Origin of the sequence: Microbacterium paraoxydans (assembly GCF_020524545.1) — a bacterium.
Taxonomy (GTDB): domain Bacteria; phylum Actinomycetota; class Actinomycetes; order Actinomycetales; family Microbacteriaceae; genus Microbacterium; species Microbacterium paraoxydans_C.
Genome location: NZ_JAIVLG010000004.1, coordinates 14,914 through 32,418, shown reverse-complemented (window position 1 = coordinate 32,418; position 17,505 = coordinate 14,914). Strand labels below are relative to the sequence as shown.

At 64.4% G+C, this 17,505-nt stretch carries 16 protein-coding genes and 1 tRNA gene; 9 read left to right on the top strand and 8 right to left on the bottom strand.

Annotated elements, in window-relative coordinates; all coding sequences use genetic code 11:
• Positions 1-67 precede the first annotated feature (67 nt).
• Positions 68-1,366, top strand: coding sequence for a serine/threonine-protein kinase (locus tag LC041_RS09270; protein ID WP_226532827.1), 1,299 nt, complete (start codon positions 68-70; stop codon positions 1,364-1,366).
• Positions 1,367-1,422: 56 nt separating this feature from the next.
• Here LC041_RS09270 and LC041_RS09265 read toward each other — a convergent pair whose 3' ends face one another.
• Entirely contained in the window at positions 1,423-3,192 is a 1,770-nt protein-coding gene (locus LC041_RS09265; protein ID WP_226532826.1) for a hypothetical protein, read from the bottom strand.
• A gap of 459 nt (positions 3,193-3,651) precedes the next feature.
• Between LC041_RS09265 and LC041_RS09260 the strand changes: the two genes are divergently transcribed.
• A complete protein-coding gene (locus LC041_RS09260; protein ID WP_264189146.1) occupies positions 3,652-7,584 on the top strand; it encodes a helix-turn-helix domain-containing protein in 3,933 nt (1,310 codons plus the stop codon).
• Between the two features lie 22 nt (positions 7,585-7,606).
• On the opposite strand, the gene LC041_RS09255 is transcribed toward LC041_RS09260, so the two are convergent.
• The 3 genes from LC041_RS09255 to LC041_RS09245 are packed head-to-tail and all read right to left on the bottom strand — an operon-like array spanning position 7,607 to position 9,190.
• The gene (locus tag LC041_RS09255; protein WP_226532824.1) at positions 7,607-8,719 is read right to left on the bottom strand and encodes a hypothetical protein; all 1,113 of its coding nucleotides are present in this window, start codon (positions 8,717-8,719) and stop codon (positions 7,607-7,609) included.
• A gap of 19 nt (positions 8,720-8,738) precedes the next feature.
• On the bottom strand, positions 8,739-8,921 hold the full coding sequence (locus LC041_RS09250; RefSeq protein WP_226532823.1) for a hypothetical protein: 183 nt from the start codon (positions 8,919-8,921) through the stop codon (positions 8,739-8,741).
• A 41-nt stretch (positions 8,922-8,962) separates the two neighbouring features.
• Positions 8,963-9,190 carry a DUF2188 domain-containing protein gene (locus tag LC041_RS09245; protein ID WP_226532822.1) on the bottom strand — a complete coding sequence of 76 codons (228 nt, stop codon included), beginning with the start codon at positions 9,188-9,190 and terminating at the stop codon, positions 8,963-8,965.
• A gap of 99 nt (positions 9,191-9,289) precedes the next feature.
• On the opposite strand from LC041_RS09245, the gene LC041_RS09240 reads away from it, so the two are divergent.
• Positions 9,290-9,436 carry a hypothetical protein gene (locus LC041_RS09240; RefSeq protein WP_226532821.1) on the top strand — a complete coding sequence of 49 codons (147 nt, stop codon included), beginning with the start codon at positions 9,290-9,292 and terminating at the stop codon, positions 9,434-9,436.
• Positions 9,437-9,470: 34 nt separating this feature from the next.
• Here the strand turns inward: LC041_RS09240 and LC041_RS09235 are convergent, their stop codons facing one another.
• The gene (locus LC041_RS09235) at positions 9,471-9,659 is read right to left on the bottom strand and encodes a hypothetical protein (protein WP_226532820.1); all 189 of its coding nucleotides are present in this window, start codon (positions 9,657-9,659) and stop codon (positions 9,471-9,473) included.
• A gap of 542 nt (positions 9,660-10,201) precedes the next feature.
• Between LC041_RS09235 and LC041_RS17360 the strand changes: the two genes are divergently transcribed.
• Complete coding sequence (locus LC041_RS17360; RefSeq protein WP_226532819.1) at positions 10,202-10,918, top strand: tyrosine-type recombinase/integrase; 717 nt, start codon at positions 10,202-10,204, stop codon at positions 10,916-10,918.
• A 184-nt stretch (positions 10,919-11,102) separates the two neighbouring features.
• Here LC041_RS17360 and LC041_RS09225 read toward each other — a convergent pair.
• A tRNA-Pro gene (locus tag LC041_RS09225) sits at positions 11,103-11,176 on the bottom strand.
• A 191-nt stretch (positions 11,177-11,367) separates the two neighbouring features.
• On the opposite strand from LC041_RS09225, the gene LC041_RS09220 reads away from it, so the two are divergent.
• The 5 genes from LC041_RS09220 (at position 11,368) to LC041_RS09200 (ending at position 15,022) form a co-directional block, all read left to right on the top strand.
• Positions 11,368-11,952: a GNAT family N-acetyltransferase gene (locus LC041_RS09220; protein WP_226532818.1), complete on the top strand. Its 585-nt coding sequence runs from the start codon at positions 11,368-11,370 to the stop codon at positions 11,950-11,952.
• 36 nt (positions 11,953-11,988) lie between these two features.
• Complete coding sequence (locus LC041_RS09215; protein WP_226532817.1) at positions 11,989-12,444, top strand: hypothetical protein; 456 nt, start codon at positions 11,989-11,991, stop codon at positions 12,442-12,444.
• Positions 12,445-12,503: 59 nt separating this feature from the next.
• Positions 12,504-13,172, top strand: coding sequence for a lysoplasmalogenase family protein (locus LC041_RS09210; RefSeq protein WP_226532816.1), 669 nt, complete (start codon positions 12,504-12,506; stop codon positions 13,170-13,172).
• Positions 13,172-13,543: an RNA-binding S4 domain-containing protein gene (locus LC041_RS09205; RefSeq protein WP_226532815.1), complete on the top strand. Its 372-nt coding sequence runs from the start codon at positions 13,172-13,174 to the stop codon at positions 13,541-13,543. Before LC041_RS09210 ends, LC041_RS09205 begins: the two co-directional genes overlap by 1 nt.
• A gap of 63 nt (positions 13,544-13,606) precedes the next feature.
• Complete coding sequence (locus LC041_RS09200; protein ID WP_226532814.1) at positions 13,607-15,022, top strand: HNH endonuclease signature motif containing protein; 1,416 nt, start codon at positions 13,607-13,609, stop codon at positions 15,020-15,022.
• A gap of 29 nt (positions 15,023-15,051) precedes the next feature.
• Here the strand turns inward: LC041_RS09200 and LC041_RS09195 are convergent, their stop codons facing one another.
• A complete protein-coding gene (locus tag LC041_RS09195; RefSeq protein ID WP_226532813.1) occupies positions 15,052-15,957 on the bottom strand; it encodes an NUDIX domain-containing protein in 906 nt (301 codons plus the stop codon).
• Between the two features lie 61 nt (positions 15,958-16,018).
• The gene (gene der, locus LC041_RS09190; protein ID WP_226533293.1) at positions 16,019-17,491 is read right to left on the bottom strand and encodes a ribosome biogenesis GTPase Der; all 1,473 of its coding nucleotides are present in this window, start codon (positions 17,489-17,491) and stop codon (positions 16,019-16,021) included.
• Positions 17,492-17,505: the final 14 nt, after the last annotated feature.

Below are 17,505 nucleotides of genomic sequence, written 5' to 3'. Positions count from 1 at the left end.
CACCAATACGAAGCCGGGGCAACTATGGCCGAGTTGGAGTCGAAGCAAACCACGGGAGAATGTGCACATGAGCAGCCCCAGCGAGCGGTACGAGATCCTCGGCGTGTTCGGCTCACCCACCGAGCATGCGATCGTCGGGTGCGGCCGCGATCTGACGACAGGGATTGAGTATGCGGTCAAGATGCGCCGTGGCGCGGGAAACGTCGAACGCAGGTTCACACGTGAGGTCGAGGCGATGCGGGCGGCCGCTGGTCCGAACGTAATGTCAGTGGTCGACGTCGACCCAGATGGTGAGTGGTACACGATGCCAATCGCAAGGGGTGAGCTCACCCCCGCTATTGATGGCCTCTCCTTGAGTGACCGTGAGGAGCTCGCGCTTGCTGTTGTGCGCGCGGTTGCTCATGGGCTACGCGGTTTCCATGTGGAGGGTCGCGTCCATCGTGATCTGAAGCCGCAGAACATCTTGTGGCTTGATGATGACAACGGTGCCCGATGGGTAGTGTCGGACTTCGGTGTTGCTCGTAACGCCCCTGGATCGACGACCGCAGAACTCACCCGGCAAGGCAACCTGGTCGGAACCGAGCGATGGGCCGCTCCTGAGCAACATGCCGACGCGCACTCCGCGACCCCGCGAACCGATGTGTACAGCCTCGGCGCCATCGTGGGCTGGATCATGAGCGGCGAGCTCCCTACGCCCGTGCACGTACCGCTCCCGTCCGAGAGATTTCGCACAGTGGTCACACGCGCTACCCGCCGGGCCCCGGCACAGCGATATCCGACTGTCGACGACATGCTCGAAGCAATGGAACGTGAGATCGAAAGCGGGAGCGGCCCGCTCAGCACCCAATTCGAGCGGCTCCTCACTAACCCAATCGATATCAAGGCGTTCAACGATTTCGCCCTCGCACATCGAGATAACGGCGCCTTGTTCCTTCCCGAACTTCGCCGCATCGAGCGCTCGACCGTCAGCACTTGGTTCGATATCGACCCGGAGGGGATGGCGCAGTTCGCCGAGAGTATGTGTGATCTCCTCAGAGACGGTCAGGACGTCGGCGGGCTTGAACGCGAGGGGCTCCGCCCTCCCCTGCTGTGGCTTCTCGATGTGCTCCGCCACCTGATGCGCAAACGAAGGCTTGATCTTGCGGAGTCATTGGCAAGCGCGCTGTTCGCCGCAGCGCAAGCCTGCGATCAATACCCGGTCGGCGACGCCATCGCGCGTTGGCTAAAGGCGCTGTCGCATGAAGCTGCGGCGCAGGCCATGCTCAATGCTGTCGTCGCGTCATCCACTGAGCGGTATGTTCGTTCCATCCTCGAGAACGACTGGAACGAGATTTCAAGCACGACGCTTCGCCGCTGGATGCTCTAGGTCCCGGACGTGCCGGCGATCAGGGGTTGCGCCGAGATCTCGTATTATTGCCGCGCTCAGGCATCAACCGGCTCGTCGAGGACGATCTCGTACCCTTCCACCCGTGAGACGTACCCCCGTTTGCGCAACCTGACGAGGTACCGGATCACACGGAACGCGAGCACGCAGAAGACCGCTACGCCATAAAGCACAGCCGCGCCAAGTATCAGGGCGGACAGCAGAAGTGGTGATGTTGCGAGGGTCTGCATCAGCGACCAGAAGCCTGCTTCCGGATCGGCCTGGCGCTGCTGCTCTATGAGCATGAGGATGGACGGGATCGCCGGAATCGCTGCGAATATTGCGACCGTCAACCCGAGCAGTGCGAACCTGTTCGCCGCGCGCGCGGCACGTAGGCTCGCGCGCGTGCTCGCCCTTTCACCGAGCATGCTCGCACCGTTGCGGACAACTTCGAGGATCTCGAAGGCACCCAGCGCGGTCAGGACGTGGCGAGAGATGTCGCGTGCTGTACCTGCGCGATAATGCGCGCCACGCACTTCCTTCTCGAGTTCCAACACTCTGCGATAGGTCCGCAGTATGTCTCGCTTGCCCGTCTGGAAGTCTGAGATCCGCTGTTCAAGCCGGCGCAACCGCACGTAGACAAGCCCGATTCGTTCATACAGGAGAGTGTGGTGGAGGTCCAGAATGCCGGCGCGCCAAGTGCGCAGGTGAAGCAGCAGCACAGAACCGCCGGTGGCGTGAACTTGCATACCAGCGTGAATGCTCAGGTTGGGACCGGGGTCCAATGTGACCCGATCACTACCGCGCGGAACCTTGCGAATCGCGAGGTGCACGATGTCCCGGGCGTGGTTGTCGGCCCAGTCGGTACAGCATGCTCCTGCCTGGACCATAATCATCGGATAGGTATAGGAGGCGCCGCCGACAAATGCGCCGATTCCCCGCAAGATCCGACCGACAAGAACTTCGAGCCATTCGTACAGCGATGCGGGTTCCTCGTGATCGAAGACTCGAACCCTGACCCCTCCCTCTGGCTGCTCTGCCCACTCGCCTCCGGCCCATTTCGCACCGCGCGACGCATACGGTTCGGGCACTCGCGACGAGTGGAACAGCGGTGACCCTGGGAAGGATGCGTCGATCGCATCTGCCGGCGTGCAACCTGGAGGTAGGTGCACGCCGACGGTGATCTGCACTACACCCTCACGGTGCAGCATCAGCCGAGGCTCAAGGGTGATCGACACTTCCTTGTCACCGATTCGGATGGTGTGCTGCGTCGCGCGCAGGAAGAACCGCACATAAGCGTCGAGGTCTTCTCTTTCGCTCCAGAAGAGATCAGCGTCTATCTCTTTCTCCATAAGAGTGACCTTCTGTGCGTCCACCAGGATCTTCTCGACCTCGACACGCACAGTTTCGAGCGACGAGTTTTCCTCGTCCTCGTCCGGAACGTCGTTGCGCTTTACCTTAAGCAATCGGAATACTCGGAACGCAGTCACCGGATGCGAGAAAACGCCCCTCACCAAGGACGGAAACCCGTTCAGGTTGTCGGTCCATGTCTTGAGCCGTTGAAGGCGGGTCAGGTCTCGTTCAATCCTCTCCAAGGACGGAGGCAGTCGCGCTGACCTGTCCGATGGCCACGCTGCGCTCACTGCGAGTTCAGTATCAAGGAGTTGCTTCGCCGCCTTACCGAGATCAATGGGTTTCGAAGTCGGAACGGTATGGGCGAAGTAGACAACCGCCTCTCCAAGCACCGCTTGGTGGAGGTTCTCGGACCTTGCCGGTACGGGCACGGCGTCTGTTGCGAGGTTCAGCGCTCGTCGGATCCAGTTCAGCACTCGTGCTCCCCTCTGCTTGCTCGCGTTCGCGTCGAGTCCATTCTCCCGTGGGGCGCAGACAGAACTTCTTCTCGCTCGCCCACACGCGCGGCATCCCACGCAGAGGCCCGATTGCGAGGACACCGCCCGCCGTCGCACCGCGTTACGGCATTGGGAAGTTAACGGTCCTGCGCCTACTGAAAGACACGAACGTGCCCATGCGCCGACAGCCAATCACGCCCAACCAGACTGTCCAGGCAGTCGTCCTCTACAAGGCGGGCAAGTCCTTGACGGCTGTCGCGCGGGAGCTCGGCCTCGCCCAGCAGAGTGTGCGCCTTGCGCTTCTGCGGGCCGAAGTGGCGATGAGACCCAGTGGTGGCCCACGCACAGGCCAACCGCCCGGTGATGCACCCTATGTACACAAAGTCCACAATCTGACATACTAATGGTATGGAAAGTGAGGATAGACTGAAGCCATTCTTGAACGTTCGTGAGACCGCGAAGCTCCTTGGGGTGCACGAAAACACCGTCAGGAACTGGGTCACAGCAGGCACCCTTGTGTCAGCTCGTGTTCCTGGCTCGACGCAGCATCGTTTTGCTCGAGAAGAGGTCCTGCGCCTTCAGAAAGAACGCGGCTCAAGCGCATCGTCGGTCGCACCCGCGCTCCGCACGGACGCGCCTGAGCTCATCACCGCCAGCGAACTGAACACTTGGGCTGCCCGCGATGATGCGAAGACCGCCTTTCCCGAGCTGATGCGTCGTCTTCTCGCGGTGACTCCCGGGATCAGCAATCTGCAAGTTCGTGCCCACGAGGGTGTGGCTGCCTCAGGTTGGGACGGCACCGCCACGTCTGCAGGTAGTGCGTACCTTCCAGTCGGCGAGCTGCGCTTTGAGTTCGGCACGGACGCCAACCCGAAAGGAAAGGCTCAGAGCGACTACGACAAGCGGGTGCTCGCGCTCCCCGCTGACGCGAGTTCAGCCTTTGTCTTCGCCACGCCGAGGAACTGGGCTGGCGGTATCGCGTGGGCTTCCGATCGCGCCGCCGAGAAGAAGTTCTCTGACGTGAAGGCCATCGATGCGCACACTCTGGAGAGTTGGCTCCAAGAGTCGCCGTCCGTACATCGTTGGATTTCGGAGCGATTAGGCTACCGACCGCGAGACGCACAGACCATCGAGCGGTGGTGGCAGGCTTTTCAGGGTCGCACGACGATGGCGCTCCCGGCCGACTTCTTCGCGGCTGGACGCACCGCCGAGGCCGACGAGTTGCGTGCAATCCTTACTGCTGCAGGATCCGGCGATGCGATCTTGGCCATTCAAGCGCCGTGGCGCGATGAGGCCCTTGCCTTCACGTTCGCCGCCTTGGCTGCGCAGAACGACCTTCTGTACCGGGCCATTGTTGTCACCGACAGCGCCGCCTGGCAGCGGTTGACCGAATCGCGGTCTCCTCTGATTCTCGTTCCGTTGTTTTCCGATGCGCCCGACCTCGCGGCCGCCGTCGACAACGGACATCGGGTGATCTTGATCGCCGAGCCAGGCGACATCATTCGAAACGCCAAGAAGATTGAGCTCCGCAAGGTAGACCGCGCAACCGCTCGCGAGGCGCTTAAGGCCGTCGTGTCCGACTCGAACAAGGCCGAGGCGATGGTGGCCCTCGCGCGTCGCAGTGTGCCCGCGCTCGTTCGTTCGATCGCGCGCGAGCCACGCTTCCGAGCCCCAGAGTGGGTCACCAATACCGATAAAGCCGCTATCCTCGCACCGCTCGTTCTGGTTGGTTCGTGGACGAACGCTGAAGGCGACCTCGCAGTGATCGAAAGGCTGACCGGACGATCACGCGACGATATCGATCGCCTTCTGAAAAGTCTCGCCGGCCGTGCGGATGCACCGTTCGTTCGTTCGGGCGGCACCTGGCGTGTCACCTCGCCGGCAGAGGCTGCTCTTCTCCTCCTACCGACGCTCCCTGATGGTGAACTAGCGAGGTGGGCCGAGGTTGTCGCAGATGTCCTGTTGGCACCGGACCCCTACCAGGGCATGGATGCCGTCGCTCGTCTGACCGCGAGCGCCCAAGGCACCAACCCGACCCATTCGGAGACGCTTAGGAAAGGCGTGGCGGACGGACTAGCGCTCGCCGCCGCGAGCGACGTCGAGCTTCCCGCTGACCTAACCATGCAAGGGCGGGTCAGCCGGCTCGTTCACGATCTACTTCAAGCTGCGAACGCCGACGACACAGGAACGACCTGGGCTCGACTGGCCAGTGTCCTGCCCAGCTTGGCGGAAGCCGCCCCGGAGGTATTTCAGGATGCGGTTGAACTCGACTTGGACCGCACCGACCCGATTCTTCGCACGATGTTCCAAGACAGCGGCGCGGACACTCTTTTCGGACCATCGTCGCCACACCCCAACTTGCTGTGGGCACTCGAGACGCTGTGCTGGTCGCCGACCTATTTCGGTCGGGCGGCAGCGCTTCTTGGAAGGCTGTCCGCACTGGATCCCGGTGGTCGGCTAAGCAATCGTCCGATCGAGAGCCTGCAGAATGTCGTCGCGGGCTGGTTGCCTCAGAGCGGCGCGAGCGTCGACGACAAACTCGCCGTCATCGCGCGCCTGATGCAGCGCGAACCCGATGTCGGCTGGAAGCTTGCCCTCGGCGTCTGGCCTGAGAGTCACGCAGTTGCTTTCCAGCCGCACGCTCCGACGTATCGCGACTGGTCGCCCATCCGGCAATCGGTCACCTATGCGGACTGGGGGCATTTCGTTCATGAGCTCGTGATCCTCGTCACCGCCGCTGCTGGGACCGACGCAGCACGCTGGAAAGAGCTTGTTCCGCAGATCGATGGACTACCGCGCCAGGAACGGGTCGCAGTCCTAGCCAAGCTCCGCGAGGTCATCAGCGCTCAAGAGTGGTCGCCCGAAGACGTGTATGCGGTTTGGGAAACGCTGAGCAGCGAGGCAGATCGGCACGAGGAGTACTCCGACGCCGAGTGGGCTATGCCCGCTGAGGACGTGGTCGCGTTCCGCGAACTTGCCGGGGCCCTCACGCCCACCCAGGACGGGCGACGGTTCTCCAGTCTCTTCGACTGGCGGGCTCACCTACCCAATCTCAAGCTGGGCGACGAAGGATACGACATCGAACTCGCGCGACTTCAACGCGAGGCACTCGACCACGTACTTGTGCTCGGCTCAGATGCACTGCGCTCGCTCACCATCGATGTCAAGACACCCCATGTCGTGGGACGGCTGCTCGCAGGCACGGCCAACGCACCAGATCAAGAGATTCTCGGGTGGCTGAGTTCATCGGAGCCCAACTTGAATCAAGCAGCGTTGAACTACGTGAGCGTGAAGATCCACGAAGGCGGGATGGAGTGGCTGAAGGAAGCCTTCGCAAGCCCGGCGCTTCAGGAGGCCGAAACTCGAGAGATTCTGATGGAGGCAGTTCCCCTCTCCCGCCAGTACTGGACTGAGGTGTCCTCGCTGGGCGAAGGACTCGAAGAGGCCTATTGGAAGCGAGCTCAGCCCTTCGCTGCGGCCTCTGACGATCGGGCGGAGGGTGTTCGGCGGTTCGTTCAACATGGTCGCCCCTGGGAGGCGATGGCACTTCTGAGCATCATGCTGCACGAGCATCAGGAACCGGAGATCAGTCTCGTCAAGGAGGTGTTCGACGCACTACGTCGAGGAACGGAGCCTCCCCAGAACACCACGATGAGCGGCTACTACGTCGGCAAACTTCTGGAATACATGGAACAACGGGTGCCCGACGACGACGAGCTCCCAGGCTACGAGTTCATGTTCTTTGAACTTGTCCACGACCATGAGCCTTCGGGCGCCCTCTATCGGGCGCTGAGTAAGGATCCCACTGACTTCGTCAACATGGTGAGCGCCATCTTCCGCGCGGAAGGGGAGCCCAAGCGAACGCCCACTCCACAGGAGCAGGCCTTCGCGCACCTATCCTTCTCAGTGCTCCGCAAATGGCGCACGCTCCCCGGACTCGCAAACGACGGCAGTATCGACGCCGACCACCTCACGGAATGGGTACGTGCCGCCCGCCTTGCCCTCGCGGATAGTGGGCGAGCATCGATCGGCGACGAGCAGATCGGGCAGGTACTTGCCTCGAGCCCTGTCGGGGTAGACGGGGTTTGGCCAGCTGAAGCCGTTCGCGAAGTCATCGAAAACGTTGGCAATGCACGGATCGATACGGGCTTGCACATCGGCAAGACCAATCAACGTGGTGTGACTTCGCGTGGCGTGTTCGATGGCGGCGATCAGGAACGGGTGCTCGAACAGCAGTACCGGGAGATGGCTAGCAAGATCGCCACACGGTGGCCACGCACGGCTCGCATCCTGCGGGGCATCGCGGATAGCTATCAGCATGAAGCCCGCCGTAACGACGCAGAAGCGGAACGAATGGGCGACGACGGATAAGACTCGCCTCAACAACGATGGATCACTGGGAAGCTTCCGCGATCGACTTCCGCACGACTCGATCCACGCCGGGAAGATCCCGCCGACTGGCTGGCTCCGCCAATCGGTCATGTCGCTCAAGCACTTCGATGTCGTCGAGCGTCTCGATCCACTTTCGGATGACCTCCGGGTCGGACTTGACGGGGTGCATCGCGAGGGTCTCGGCTAGTTCGTCACGTATAAAGTCAGCTTGAATGTGCTGCGACGAGCGGGTGGCCGCGGGGACATGACCGGCGGCCAAGAGGGCGGCAGGGAGGTCAACGTGCCCGACGGTGGTGTCGAGTTGGGGCGGCAATGGGTCGGCGTCGTGGTGTCCGAGAATCAAGTGCGGAATCGCGACGGTGCGTACCCACTCTTCGATCTCCCCGAGCTCCGTCATGAGAACGTGCCAGGTGCCGCTGTGCGGTCGCTGGATTGACACCTTCGGCCAGATCGAGAGCGGCACGTACTTATCACGCGGGCCGCTCGCCAGGACATCACCCGCCACCAGCGGCCGATCTTCGCCGGTCGGCAGAACAAGCGTCGGGTCCTGCCAGTCGGGGATGACGGCGCCGATCAGCGTCGCCGCAACTGCGGGCGTGCGATGTTTGGCGAGGTTGGTGTGTTCAGCGAGAACGCGTAGCGGATGCTGGTCGACGTCGCGGCGGTGGTACGGCTGCAAATCCCGAATCCTGCCAACCAGCACTGAGCCGGTACGAAATGGTTCCAGCTCGGGACGACGACGACCCGCCAGCCACTTCTTGAAATCGTCCTCCGTCAGACAGGCCGGCATCTCAATTCGCCGAGCCTCCTCCTCGGTGAGTCCTCGTCCGAGCTGGTACTCGACCTCGGCGAAGATCGTGTGCTCGATCGCGGCTCGAATCTGCGTCAGAGCGTCTGCAGCAAACCGCGCCACTGCAGAAGGAAGCACCGCGACGCCGGCCACGGTGACATGCGCGAGATCACCATCCGCAACGTTGGCAAGCTCAAGCGGTCCGGGCTTGAGGTAATCGAAGAGCACCTCCGCCGCCTGGGCGATGAGGCTATCGGCGTGGGCAAGCGTGTAGGCGACATGCTGCTGGTGGAGAGGCAGCCACGAGTAGTCAGGTTGAGCCATCTGCCGGTCAGAAAGCGAGCTACTTGAACAGATCGAGGTCGTCGAGCAACTTGTCGACCTCGCGGTCGGTCGCGGCCTGAATGAGGCGCTCTTTCTCGGCAGCGCTCACACCTTCCGGGATAGGGACCTCAAACTTCCGCTCAATCTCTTCGCTGCACATGGGTCTCGTCTCGTTGGGGTGGACTGGTTCTCGCTCAAGCATCCACCCGTCCTCCGACAATGCCGTGAGACGCGCGCGCCGCGCTATCCCTTCGGCGGATAAGGGTCCGGCTTCTTGTACGAATTGCGCTGACCGATCGTGCCGTCCTTCTTCTTGATGACGTGCTCGACCTTGCGGTCCTTTGCCATCTCTCGGCCCTTCTGCTGAGCTTCCGACTTCCTGGGCGCAGTATTGGACGCCCGCTCGTTGCCCTGCGGTCGGTTCTTCCAGACCCCGTCTTCGAAGTACGTCTCGATGTCGCCTTTGACCATCAGTCGATCCCTTCCGGTATCCATTCTCTCGCGAGAACCATTCGACGTTGAGTGGATCGATAGTGGACGAGCTGCGATCCGAACTACTTGGCTAGGAACGTGAAGATTCCGGCGGATGTGGCGGCGGGCGCGGAGCGGGCTCGTCAGGCAATCGCGGAGCTGGTCCCGGCAAAGTCGTCCTCGAACCTGCTGATCGCCACCTGGAACCCGCGCGCCTTCGCCATCGCGTCGGCGAGCTCCGCGTAGGTGAGGTCGCCACGGCCTGTGGCGAACCGCTGGGTCAGACTCCCGTCTGCTTCGCCTGCTGGATCCATGCGTCCGAGACCGGCTCGTTCTCCATCGCCATGCTCGCGGCAACCCGGTCAACCACCACAGCGAACCGCGCCTCGCGCTTCTGCTCATCGCTGAGCGCACGCCAACGAGCAAGCGACTCTGCCGCCGGCTGACTGATCTGGATCATGGTGCTCATGACGCGGCCAGCCTACTCCTAGTGTATCGGACGGCGCCGAAGTCGCGCGTGCCGCCTCGGGCTCGCGCCCCAGCGCCTCCGCGCGGCAGCGCGACTTCCCTGCCAGCTTCGAGCAGATGAACACTAACCATCGTCACATCCCTCCTATCGGAGTACACCTCACGCGAGACATAGCGAATCGCCACGGCCGATTCCGCGCTCGCGCCCGATGGTCCGACCCCACCTCACACGAACGGCGAAGTTACTCAGCCACGTTCGATCGGGAGGAAGAAGCCAGAACGTTCCTGGAACAGCTCCAGTCACGAACGCACATCGCGAGCAACCCGCTGATCTCACTCGCCGACTACATCGCCGAGATCGGGGACCGGTATCTTCGAGGACTCGATCCGTCGTCGACGGCGAGCGGGTATCGCGCCAGCATCAGGGTCCGCATTCTTCCTGCCCTGGGGCACCTGGCCGTGCGATCGATCAGCACGGCCGTCATCGATAGGACGATCGACCGGTGGGAAAACGACTGCTCGCCGTCGACACTGAAGAACACCGTGTCAGCCCTCACACGAGTGCTCGACGAAGCGGTGCGAGACGAGATCATCGCCGCGAACCCCGCACGAACACGCGCAAGACGACGGAGACGGTCGTCGACAGCCGATCTCGCGCGCAAGATTCCGACTCTCGGCGAGGTTCGAAGCCTTGCGGACGAGTGCCGTCGTGTTCACGCGGCGTATGGGGACTTCGTCCTCCTCTCCGCTCTTCTCGCCGCGCGAGTGTCCGAAGTCGCAGGTCTGGTGGTCAGCGACATCGATTGGGACAACCGCCTCGTCACCATCGCACGACAGCACTTCCCCGGCTCGAACGGGTTATGCCTCAAGCCCACCAAGAGCAGGCAAGCACGGAGGGTGCCGATCCTCAAGCCGTTGGAGCCCGTGCTCCGACGCATTACCGACGGCCGCGAACATGATCAGCCGCTGCTCCGGGGGCCCCGGGGCGGGGTCCTCACCACCGGAACGCTCTCGCGAGCAACCGACTGGACCAACTTGGTGCAAAGACTCGGGCACCCCGGTCTACGACGACACGACCTCAGACACGCTGGAGCCACATGGTTCGCGAACGCCGGCGTACCGCTTCACATCGTCCGTGACATCCTCGGACACGCCTCGATCGAGACGACCAAGAGCTACTTGCACACCGACACCACGGAGCTCACGCTCGCCGCGGAACAGACGAACCGGCATCTCAGATGGATCGGAGGGTCCTCCTAAACCACTTGACTTTGATTTGTAGGGGTCAGGGGGCGTGGGAACAAAGTGGGACCAGTTAAGTCTCTCCAAGATCCGCCGTCGGTCTCATAGGAAACACAAATCGGGACCACAGAATCAGCGGCGAGCTAAGATGGCCTGGCGAGAATCGGACATCTAGAAATCCACTCTCATCAGGCTTTTTCTGTCGGGATGACAGGATTTGAACCTGCGACCCCCTGACCCCCAGTCAGGTGCGCTACCAAGCTGCGCCACATCCCGTTGTTGAATTTTCGAGGCTGTTTTCGACCGAGTTAGCCAACGCATCCCCCAGTCAAGTGCGCTACCAAGCTGCGCCACAGCCCGTTGTTCTGCACTCTCGCGCAGGCAACTCCCCTATCTTAGCCGCATCTCGACCGCCTCCGCGAACCGAGCCGTTGCGGGTGTCGGAGGTCGCGCGTACCGTCACGTGCATGGTGACGATCACGACCGAGGTGGCAACGGCTTCCCGCTGGGATGATGTCCAGCACGCACTCACAGGCGGTGGCGACGGCGCCAGCTGTCAGTGCATCTGGCCGGTCCTGACGAACAAGGAGTGGAACACGACGACGACGCCGCAGCGAACCGAGATGTTTCACGCCGAGATCGACGCCGGGCCGCCGCCGGGCATCATCGCCTACATCGACGGCGAGGCTGCCGGGTGGATCCGGATCGGCCCCCGCATGCGGCAGGCACGGATCCCCCGCACCCGCATCATCGCCGCTGCGACGACCGAGCCCTTCGACGACGAGTCGGTCTGGGCGGTGACGTGCTTCGTCGTCCGGCGCGAGCATCGCGGGGCCGGGCTCAACCGCACCTTGCTGGACGCCGCGGTCGAATATGCACGCGGATCCGGTGCCCGCGTGATCGAGGGCTATCCGGTCGACACGCGAGGCGAGAAGCAGCGGGCCAACGACCTGTTCCACGGCACGCTCGGCACGTTCCTGGCCGCCGGCTTCACCGAGAAGTCGCCACTCAAACCGGGGCGCTCTCTCGTCGCACTCGACCTCGTCGCGTGAGCGTGCGCCGTGCCCATCTGGCGCTAGCGTGAAGGAATGACCGACTCACACCCGACCATCGACGATCCCGAACTCGGCACCCTCGCCCGCGCGACCTCCGAACTCACCGATGGCTCCGTGCTCACCCACGACTGGTTCGTCGGTACTGTCTCGGTCGGAGGCACGGAACTCGACCTGATGCTCGAAGGAACGAGCCTCGACGACGTGGCACCGCTCCTCCCCCGGCTGCGCGAGGTCGTCGCGCGACTGGACGTGCTGCGACGACTGGCGACGGATGCCGTGGTCACGAACTTCAGTACCGGCGAGCCGGAGCCGCAGGAGCTCGATGACGCTTTCGCCGACCTCGAACTCGAGACGATCGAGGCATCCTCCGATGGGAGAGTGATCCTGCACCTCACGGACAGCTGCGGCGAGCACTTCCCAGAGGGATACTGGCCCGCCGCACATCTGGGTGTCAACGACACCGTCGTGCAGGTCACCGTCGAATCCTGAGTGTCCGTGTGAAGAGTCCGACGCCTGAGCCCGCGACACCTCGCCCCTACGATGGGGAGATGCCGCAGCGCGTGCCTTCCTCGTCGCTCGCGTGGGCATTTCTGCCTTACGCCGCGGTCTCTCTCGTGCACGTGGCGCTGCTCGCCGTGGACAGTCCGCTCGCCGGCCCCACCAAGCTCCTCCTGATGCCGTTGCTGGCTCTTCCGGTGGCGCTGTCCGCTCGTCGGCTGCAACCCCCGGCGGCACTCGCCCTGCTCTTCGCAGCCGTCCTGTTCTCGTGGCTGGGCGACGGCGCGGGCGCCTTCTTCCCGGGCGCGCCGGAGCTGCCGCTGATGCTGCTCTTCTTCGGCGTCGCGCACGTGGCGTACATCCTCCTCTTCGCACGCCATCTCGCACGACGGCGCATGCCGTGGTGGGCACTCGCCTACGCAGCATGGTGGGTCGCGATGATCGCCGCGGTGGGGCCGCACACAGGCGGTCTCTTGCTCGCGGTGGCTGTGTACGGACTCGTTCTCGGCGGCACGGCGGCGTTCTCGACCCGCTGTCATCCGCTGATCGCGGTCGGCGGGGCGTTCTTCCTCGCGAGCGACACGCTCCTCGCGTTCCGACTTTTCCTCCCCGACGGTCTCCCGGCGTGGAGCAGTCCTGCCGTGATGCTCACCTACACCCTCGGCCAAGGCCTCATCGTCGCCGGCGCTGTGACCACGTTGCGGAAGCGGGCCTCCTGATGGATGCTGTACGCGTCGACAGCTGGCTCTGGGCCATCCGCATCTTTAAGACGCGGTCGGCGGCGACCACGGCATGCCGCGCGGGGCACGTACGCGTGAACGGCGACAAGGTCAAGGCGGCACAGCAGATCAGGGTGGGTGATGAACTGCGCATCCGCATCGCTGGATTCGACCGGATCCTCATCGTCCGCCAGCTTCTGGTCAAGCGCGTCGGAGCTCCCCTCGCGGTGCTCGCCTATGAGGACAAGACTCCTGCACGCGAGCCGCAGGCCGCCCTGGGCCTGCGCGACCGTGGCGCAGGACGACCCACCAAACGCGAACGCCGCGACATCGACAGACTGCGCGGTCGGAGCGACGATCGGCTGAACTGATATCCCGGCATACATCGCCTCCACACTCTCGACTGAATAGAACATATCTTCTAAACTTGAGGCATGCCCGAAGCGACCGATCTCGACCTCGACGAACGACGTCGCATCGTGGATGAGTGGGTCGTGACAAGACGTCGCATCGCCGCGCTCGAAGCGGAAGCTGCAGAGCTACTCGTCGAGCAGATCGCCCTCCACGACGCCGATGTCACCGCGAGCCCGTTCCATCGCGAGGCGATCTACCGCTCGATGATCGCGGAGTTCTCCGCCGCCGGCCATCTCTCGAAGGGCTCCGTGGAGTTCGCCTTCGCCGATGCCCGAGCGTTGCTCACCCACCTCCCCACCGTCCGCGCCTCCTTCGCGAGTGGTGCCATCAGCGTCCAACACGTACGCGAGATCGCGAGGGCCAGCGCGATCATCGCCGAGGCCATCCGGAACCAGACGGTCGATGCCGCGGTCATGGAGTTGTTCGAAACCGCGGTGCTCGTGGTCGCCGAACAAGACACGGCAGCGCGCACGAAAGCGCATGCACAGCAGGTCGCTGCCGCCCTCGTCAGCGAGACAGTCGTGGAGCGCCACCGGCGTGCCGCCGAAGAGCGATGCGTGACGGTCAAATCGCTCGATGACGGGTTGGCCGTGCTCACCGCCGTACTCCCCGAATGGATCGCCACCGCGATCGCTGACCGGCTGAGCCGCATGACTCGCGCGGTCGTGCGCGCCCGCGCCGACCGCGAGATCGTGCCGCGCCCCTGGTGGTTCGATGATGACGGCCATGGCATCGATCCCGAAGACATCTCGCTCGACGACGCGGCATTCGACCTGTTCGACAGCAGCGTGATCCACGGCGCCGAGGGTGGCACGTTCACGACCGACCCGGCCGTCGAGCACCTCCCCGTCGATACGCGGACGTGGGCGCAGACGGAAGCCGACCTCTTCACCGATCTCCTCCTGACCGCAGAACCCAGCGCCGCGAACGGAGACGGTCTCGACGGCATTCACGCCCGCGTCCAGATAACTGTCGCCGCGACCACGCTTGCAGGCGCCGATGACAACCCGGCAGAGCTCGACGGCCACGGACCGCTGCACCCCGACATCGCCCGTGATCTCGCGGGGCGGAACACCGGGTGGACGCGGCTCTTCCTCGACCCGGTCGGCATGGTCGTCGAGACCGACACGTACACACCCACCGAAGGGATGAGGCGCTACCTGCGCGCACGAGACCAGCACTGCCGGTTCCCGGGGTGCCGCATGCCCGTGCACCGGTGCGAGATCGATCACAACCACGACCACGCGAAGGGCGGGAAGACCAGGCTCGACAACCTCGGCCACTTCTGCCGGGGCCACCACACGCTCAAGCATCCGGACATCCCCGACCCGCATCGCTGGAACGCGCAGCAGGAGAAGGACGGCAGCGTCACCTGGCACAGCCCGCTGGGCCGTGACTACGCCGACCCACCGCCCCGACGCGTGATGTTCGTCTGATGAAGATGTCGGTGACGCGGGAGCGGGAGTCAGCCGTGCGTCGCGAGGAGTTGGAGCAGCCAACCGGCGGACCGTACCTTCACGGCACCGGCCTGCTCGGCTCGTTCACCGAGGCCCCGGTCGCTGGTCACCACGACGACCGGGCGCAGACCGGCGGCGCGGCGCTCGACTTCGGCGACGATCGCGTCATCGCCCGCTGCCTCGGCTCGGAGCACGACGACCGGGCTCGCTTCGTCATCGATGCCCCGCGCCTGCCCCTCGACCACCATCGTGACCTCGGGGAACCACACCTCTCCCCCGAGACCCAGATCCTCCGCGGGGACGGACAACCTCTCCAGGCGATGACGAAGGCGCGCAGCAGCTCCTGCACGGTCCTTCCACCAGCCATCGGGCACGGAGCCCACGACGTTCGCCGCGTCGACCAGGATCAGCGGCCGCACCTCGAGCAGCGCCCGCAGCGTCGGCCACGCCGCGCCGAAACCGGGGTGCAGCGGTCGCGCGTCGACCTCGTCGATAGGCACCCACTCGAGCGCTACGCTCTCCGGATCGCTGATCACCGGTTCGAAAGGCACCTGCACATCGGCGATGACCGTCGTGTAGGACCAGATGCCCAGGTCGAGCACGCTCGTGAATCGCGGACGGACAGCACCGTCAGGCACACCCGCCTCTTCCTGGGCCTCGCGGATCGCACCGATGATCGCGCTCTCCCCCTCGTGCAGCGCCCCACCGGGCAGCCCCCACGTACCACCGAAGTGGCTCCAGGAGACGCGGTGCTGCAGCAGGATCCCCCGCGCCGGGTCGTACGCGAGAAGACCAGCGGCGCCGAAACGTCCCCAGTACTTCTCGCCCGACTCCGCGATCACCCAGGCATCGCCCGGGTTCCGCGGCCCGTCCGGGCGACGCGGCTCACCAGAAGCAGGAGGTACGACCGTCACTCCCTCAGCCTTTCACAGCATCGGGGCCGTGGCCCCGATGCACGACATGCGTCGGAACAGATCAGCGCTGACGCTTCTCGCGCACCCGCATGTTGATCACGATCGGCGTGCCCTCGAAGGAGTACAGCTCACGCAGTCGGCGCTGGATGAACCGGCGGTACCCCGGGTCGAGGAAGCCGGTGGTGAACAGCACGAACGTGGGCGGGCGGGTCGACGCCTGGGTGCCGAACAGGATGCGCGGCTGCTTGCCCCCACGCAACGGGTGCGGGTGCTCGGCCACGAGCTCGGCGAGGAACGCGTTGAACTTGCCGGTCGGGATGCGGCGGTCCCAGTTCTCCAGCGCGGTCTCCAACGCGGGGACGAGCTTGTCGAGGTGACGCCCCGTCTTCGCCGAGATGTTGACGCGCGGCGCCCACGCGACGTGCGCCAGGTCCTGCTCGATCTCACGCTCGAGGTAGCGGCGACGGTCGGCGTTCTCGAGGTCGTCATCGTTCAAGCGATCCCACTTGTTGAACGCAAGCACGAGAGCACGGCCCGACTCGAGCACGAGGTCGATGATGCGTACGTCCTGCTCGCTGATCGACTCGGAGACATCGAGCACGACGACGGCGACCTCGGCCTTCTCCAGCGCGGCCGAGGTGCGGAGAGAGGCGTAGAAGTCCGCCCCCTGAGCCATGTGCACGCGACGGCGGATCCCTGCGGTGTCGACCAGGCGCCACATCTTCCCGCCGAGCTCCACCACCTCGTCCACCGGGTCCCGCGTCGTGCCGGCCAGGTCGTTGACGACGACACGTTCCTCACCGGCGGCCTTGTTCAGCAGCGACGACTTGCCCACGTTCGGGCGGCCGAGGATGGCCACACGACGAGGCCCGCCGATCTCCTGCTTCGCGACGGCCGAGACCTCGGGGAGCTTCTTCAGCACGGCATCCAACAGGTCGGCGACACCCCGCCCATGAATGGCCGAGACAGGATGGGGCTCGCCCAGCCCGAGGCTCCAGAGCGGGGCCGTCTCCGGCTCCTGCCGGGCATCATCGATCTTGTTGGCGACGAGGAACACCGGCTTGCCGCTCTTGCGCAGCAGTTTCACCACGTGCTCGTCGGTCGAGGTCGCACCGACCATCGCGTCGACGACGAACAGCACGAGGTCGGCGAGGTCGATCGCGACCTCGGCCTGCATCGCGACCGAGCGGTCGATGCCACGCGCGTCGGGCTCCCAGCCGCCGGTGTCGACGAGCGAGAAGCGGCGCTCGCCCCACTCGGCCTTGTAGGTCACGCGGTCGCGGGTCACACCCGGGGTGTCCTCCACGACGGCCTCACGGCGCCCCAGGATGCGGTTCACCAGCGCGGACTTGCCCACGTTCGGGCGTCCGACGATCGCCACCACGGGAAGAGCCGGGCTGTAGTGGATGCCGTCCTCGCCGAGCGTGACACCGGCGAGGAGCGCAGCGTCTTCGTCGTCGAGCTCGTAGTCGGAGAGGCCAGCACGCAAGGTCTCCGCGCGCTGCTCGGCGAGAGTCTCGTCGAGTTGGTCCATCTTCTCGGCGAGCT

What these genes read in the sequence shown, in the direction of transcription:
- LC041_RS09215 (WP_226532817.1), top strand. Translation starts at nt 11,989, where the DNA reads ATGACCGACTCACACCCGACCATCGACGATCCCGAACTCGGCACCCTC.
- LC041_RS09255 (WP_226532824.1), bottom strand. Translation starts at nt 8,719, where the DNA reads ATGGCTCAACCTGACTACTCGTGGCTGCCTCTCCACCAGCAGCATGTC.
- der (WP_226533293.1), bottom strand. Translation starts at nt 17,491, where the DNA reads ATGGACCAACTCGACGAGACTCTCGCCGAGCAGCGCGCGGAGACCTTG.
- LC041_RS09220 (WP_226532818.1), top strand. Translation starts at nt 11,368, where the DNA reads ATGGTGACGATCACGACCGAGGTGGCAACGGCTTCCCGCTGGGATGAT.
- LC041_RS09210 (WP_226532816.1), top strand. Translation starts at nt 12,504, where the DNA reads ATGCCGCAGCGCGTGCCTTCCTCGTCGCTCGCGTGGGCATTTCTGCCT.
- LC041_RS09250 (WP_226532823.1), bottom strand. Translation starts at nt 8,921, where the DNA reads ATGCTTGAGCGAGAACCAGTCCACCCCAACGAGACGAGACCCATGTGC.
- LC041_RS09245 (WP_226532822.1), bottom strand. Translation starts at nt 9,190, where the DNA reads ATGGTCAAAGGCGACATCGAGACGTACTTCGAAGACGGGGTCTGGAAG.
- LC041_RS09205 (WP_226532815.1), top strand. Translation starts at nt 13,172, where the DNA reads ATGGATGCTGTACGCGTCGACAGCTGGCTCTGGGCCATCCGCATCTTT.
- LC041_RS09200 (WP_226532814.1), top strand. Translation starts at nt 13,607, where the DNA reads ATGCCCGAAGCGACCGATCTCGACCTCGACGAACGACGTCGCATCGTG.
- LC041_RS09270 (WP_226532827.1), top strand. Translation starts at nt 68, where the DNA reads ATGAGCAGCCCCAGCGAGCGGTACGAGATCCTCGGCGTGTTCGGCTCA.
- LC041_RS09235 (WP_226532820.1), bottom strand. Translation starts at nt 9,659, where the DNA reads ATGAGCACCATGATCCAGATCAGTCAGCCGGCGGCAGAGTCGCTTGCT.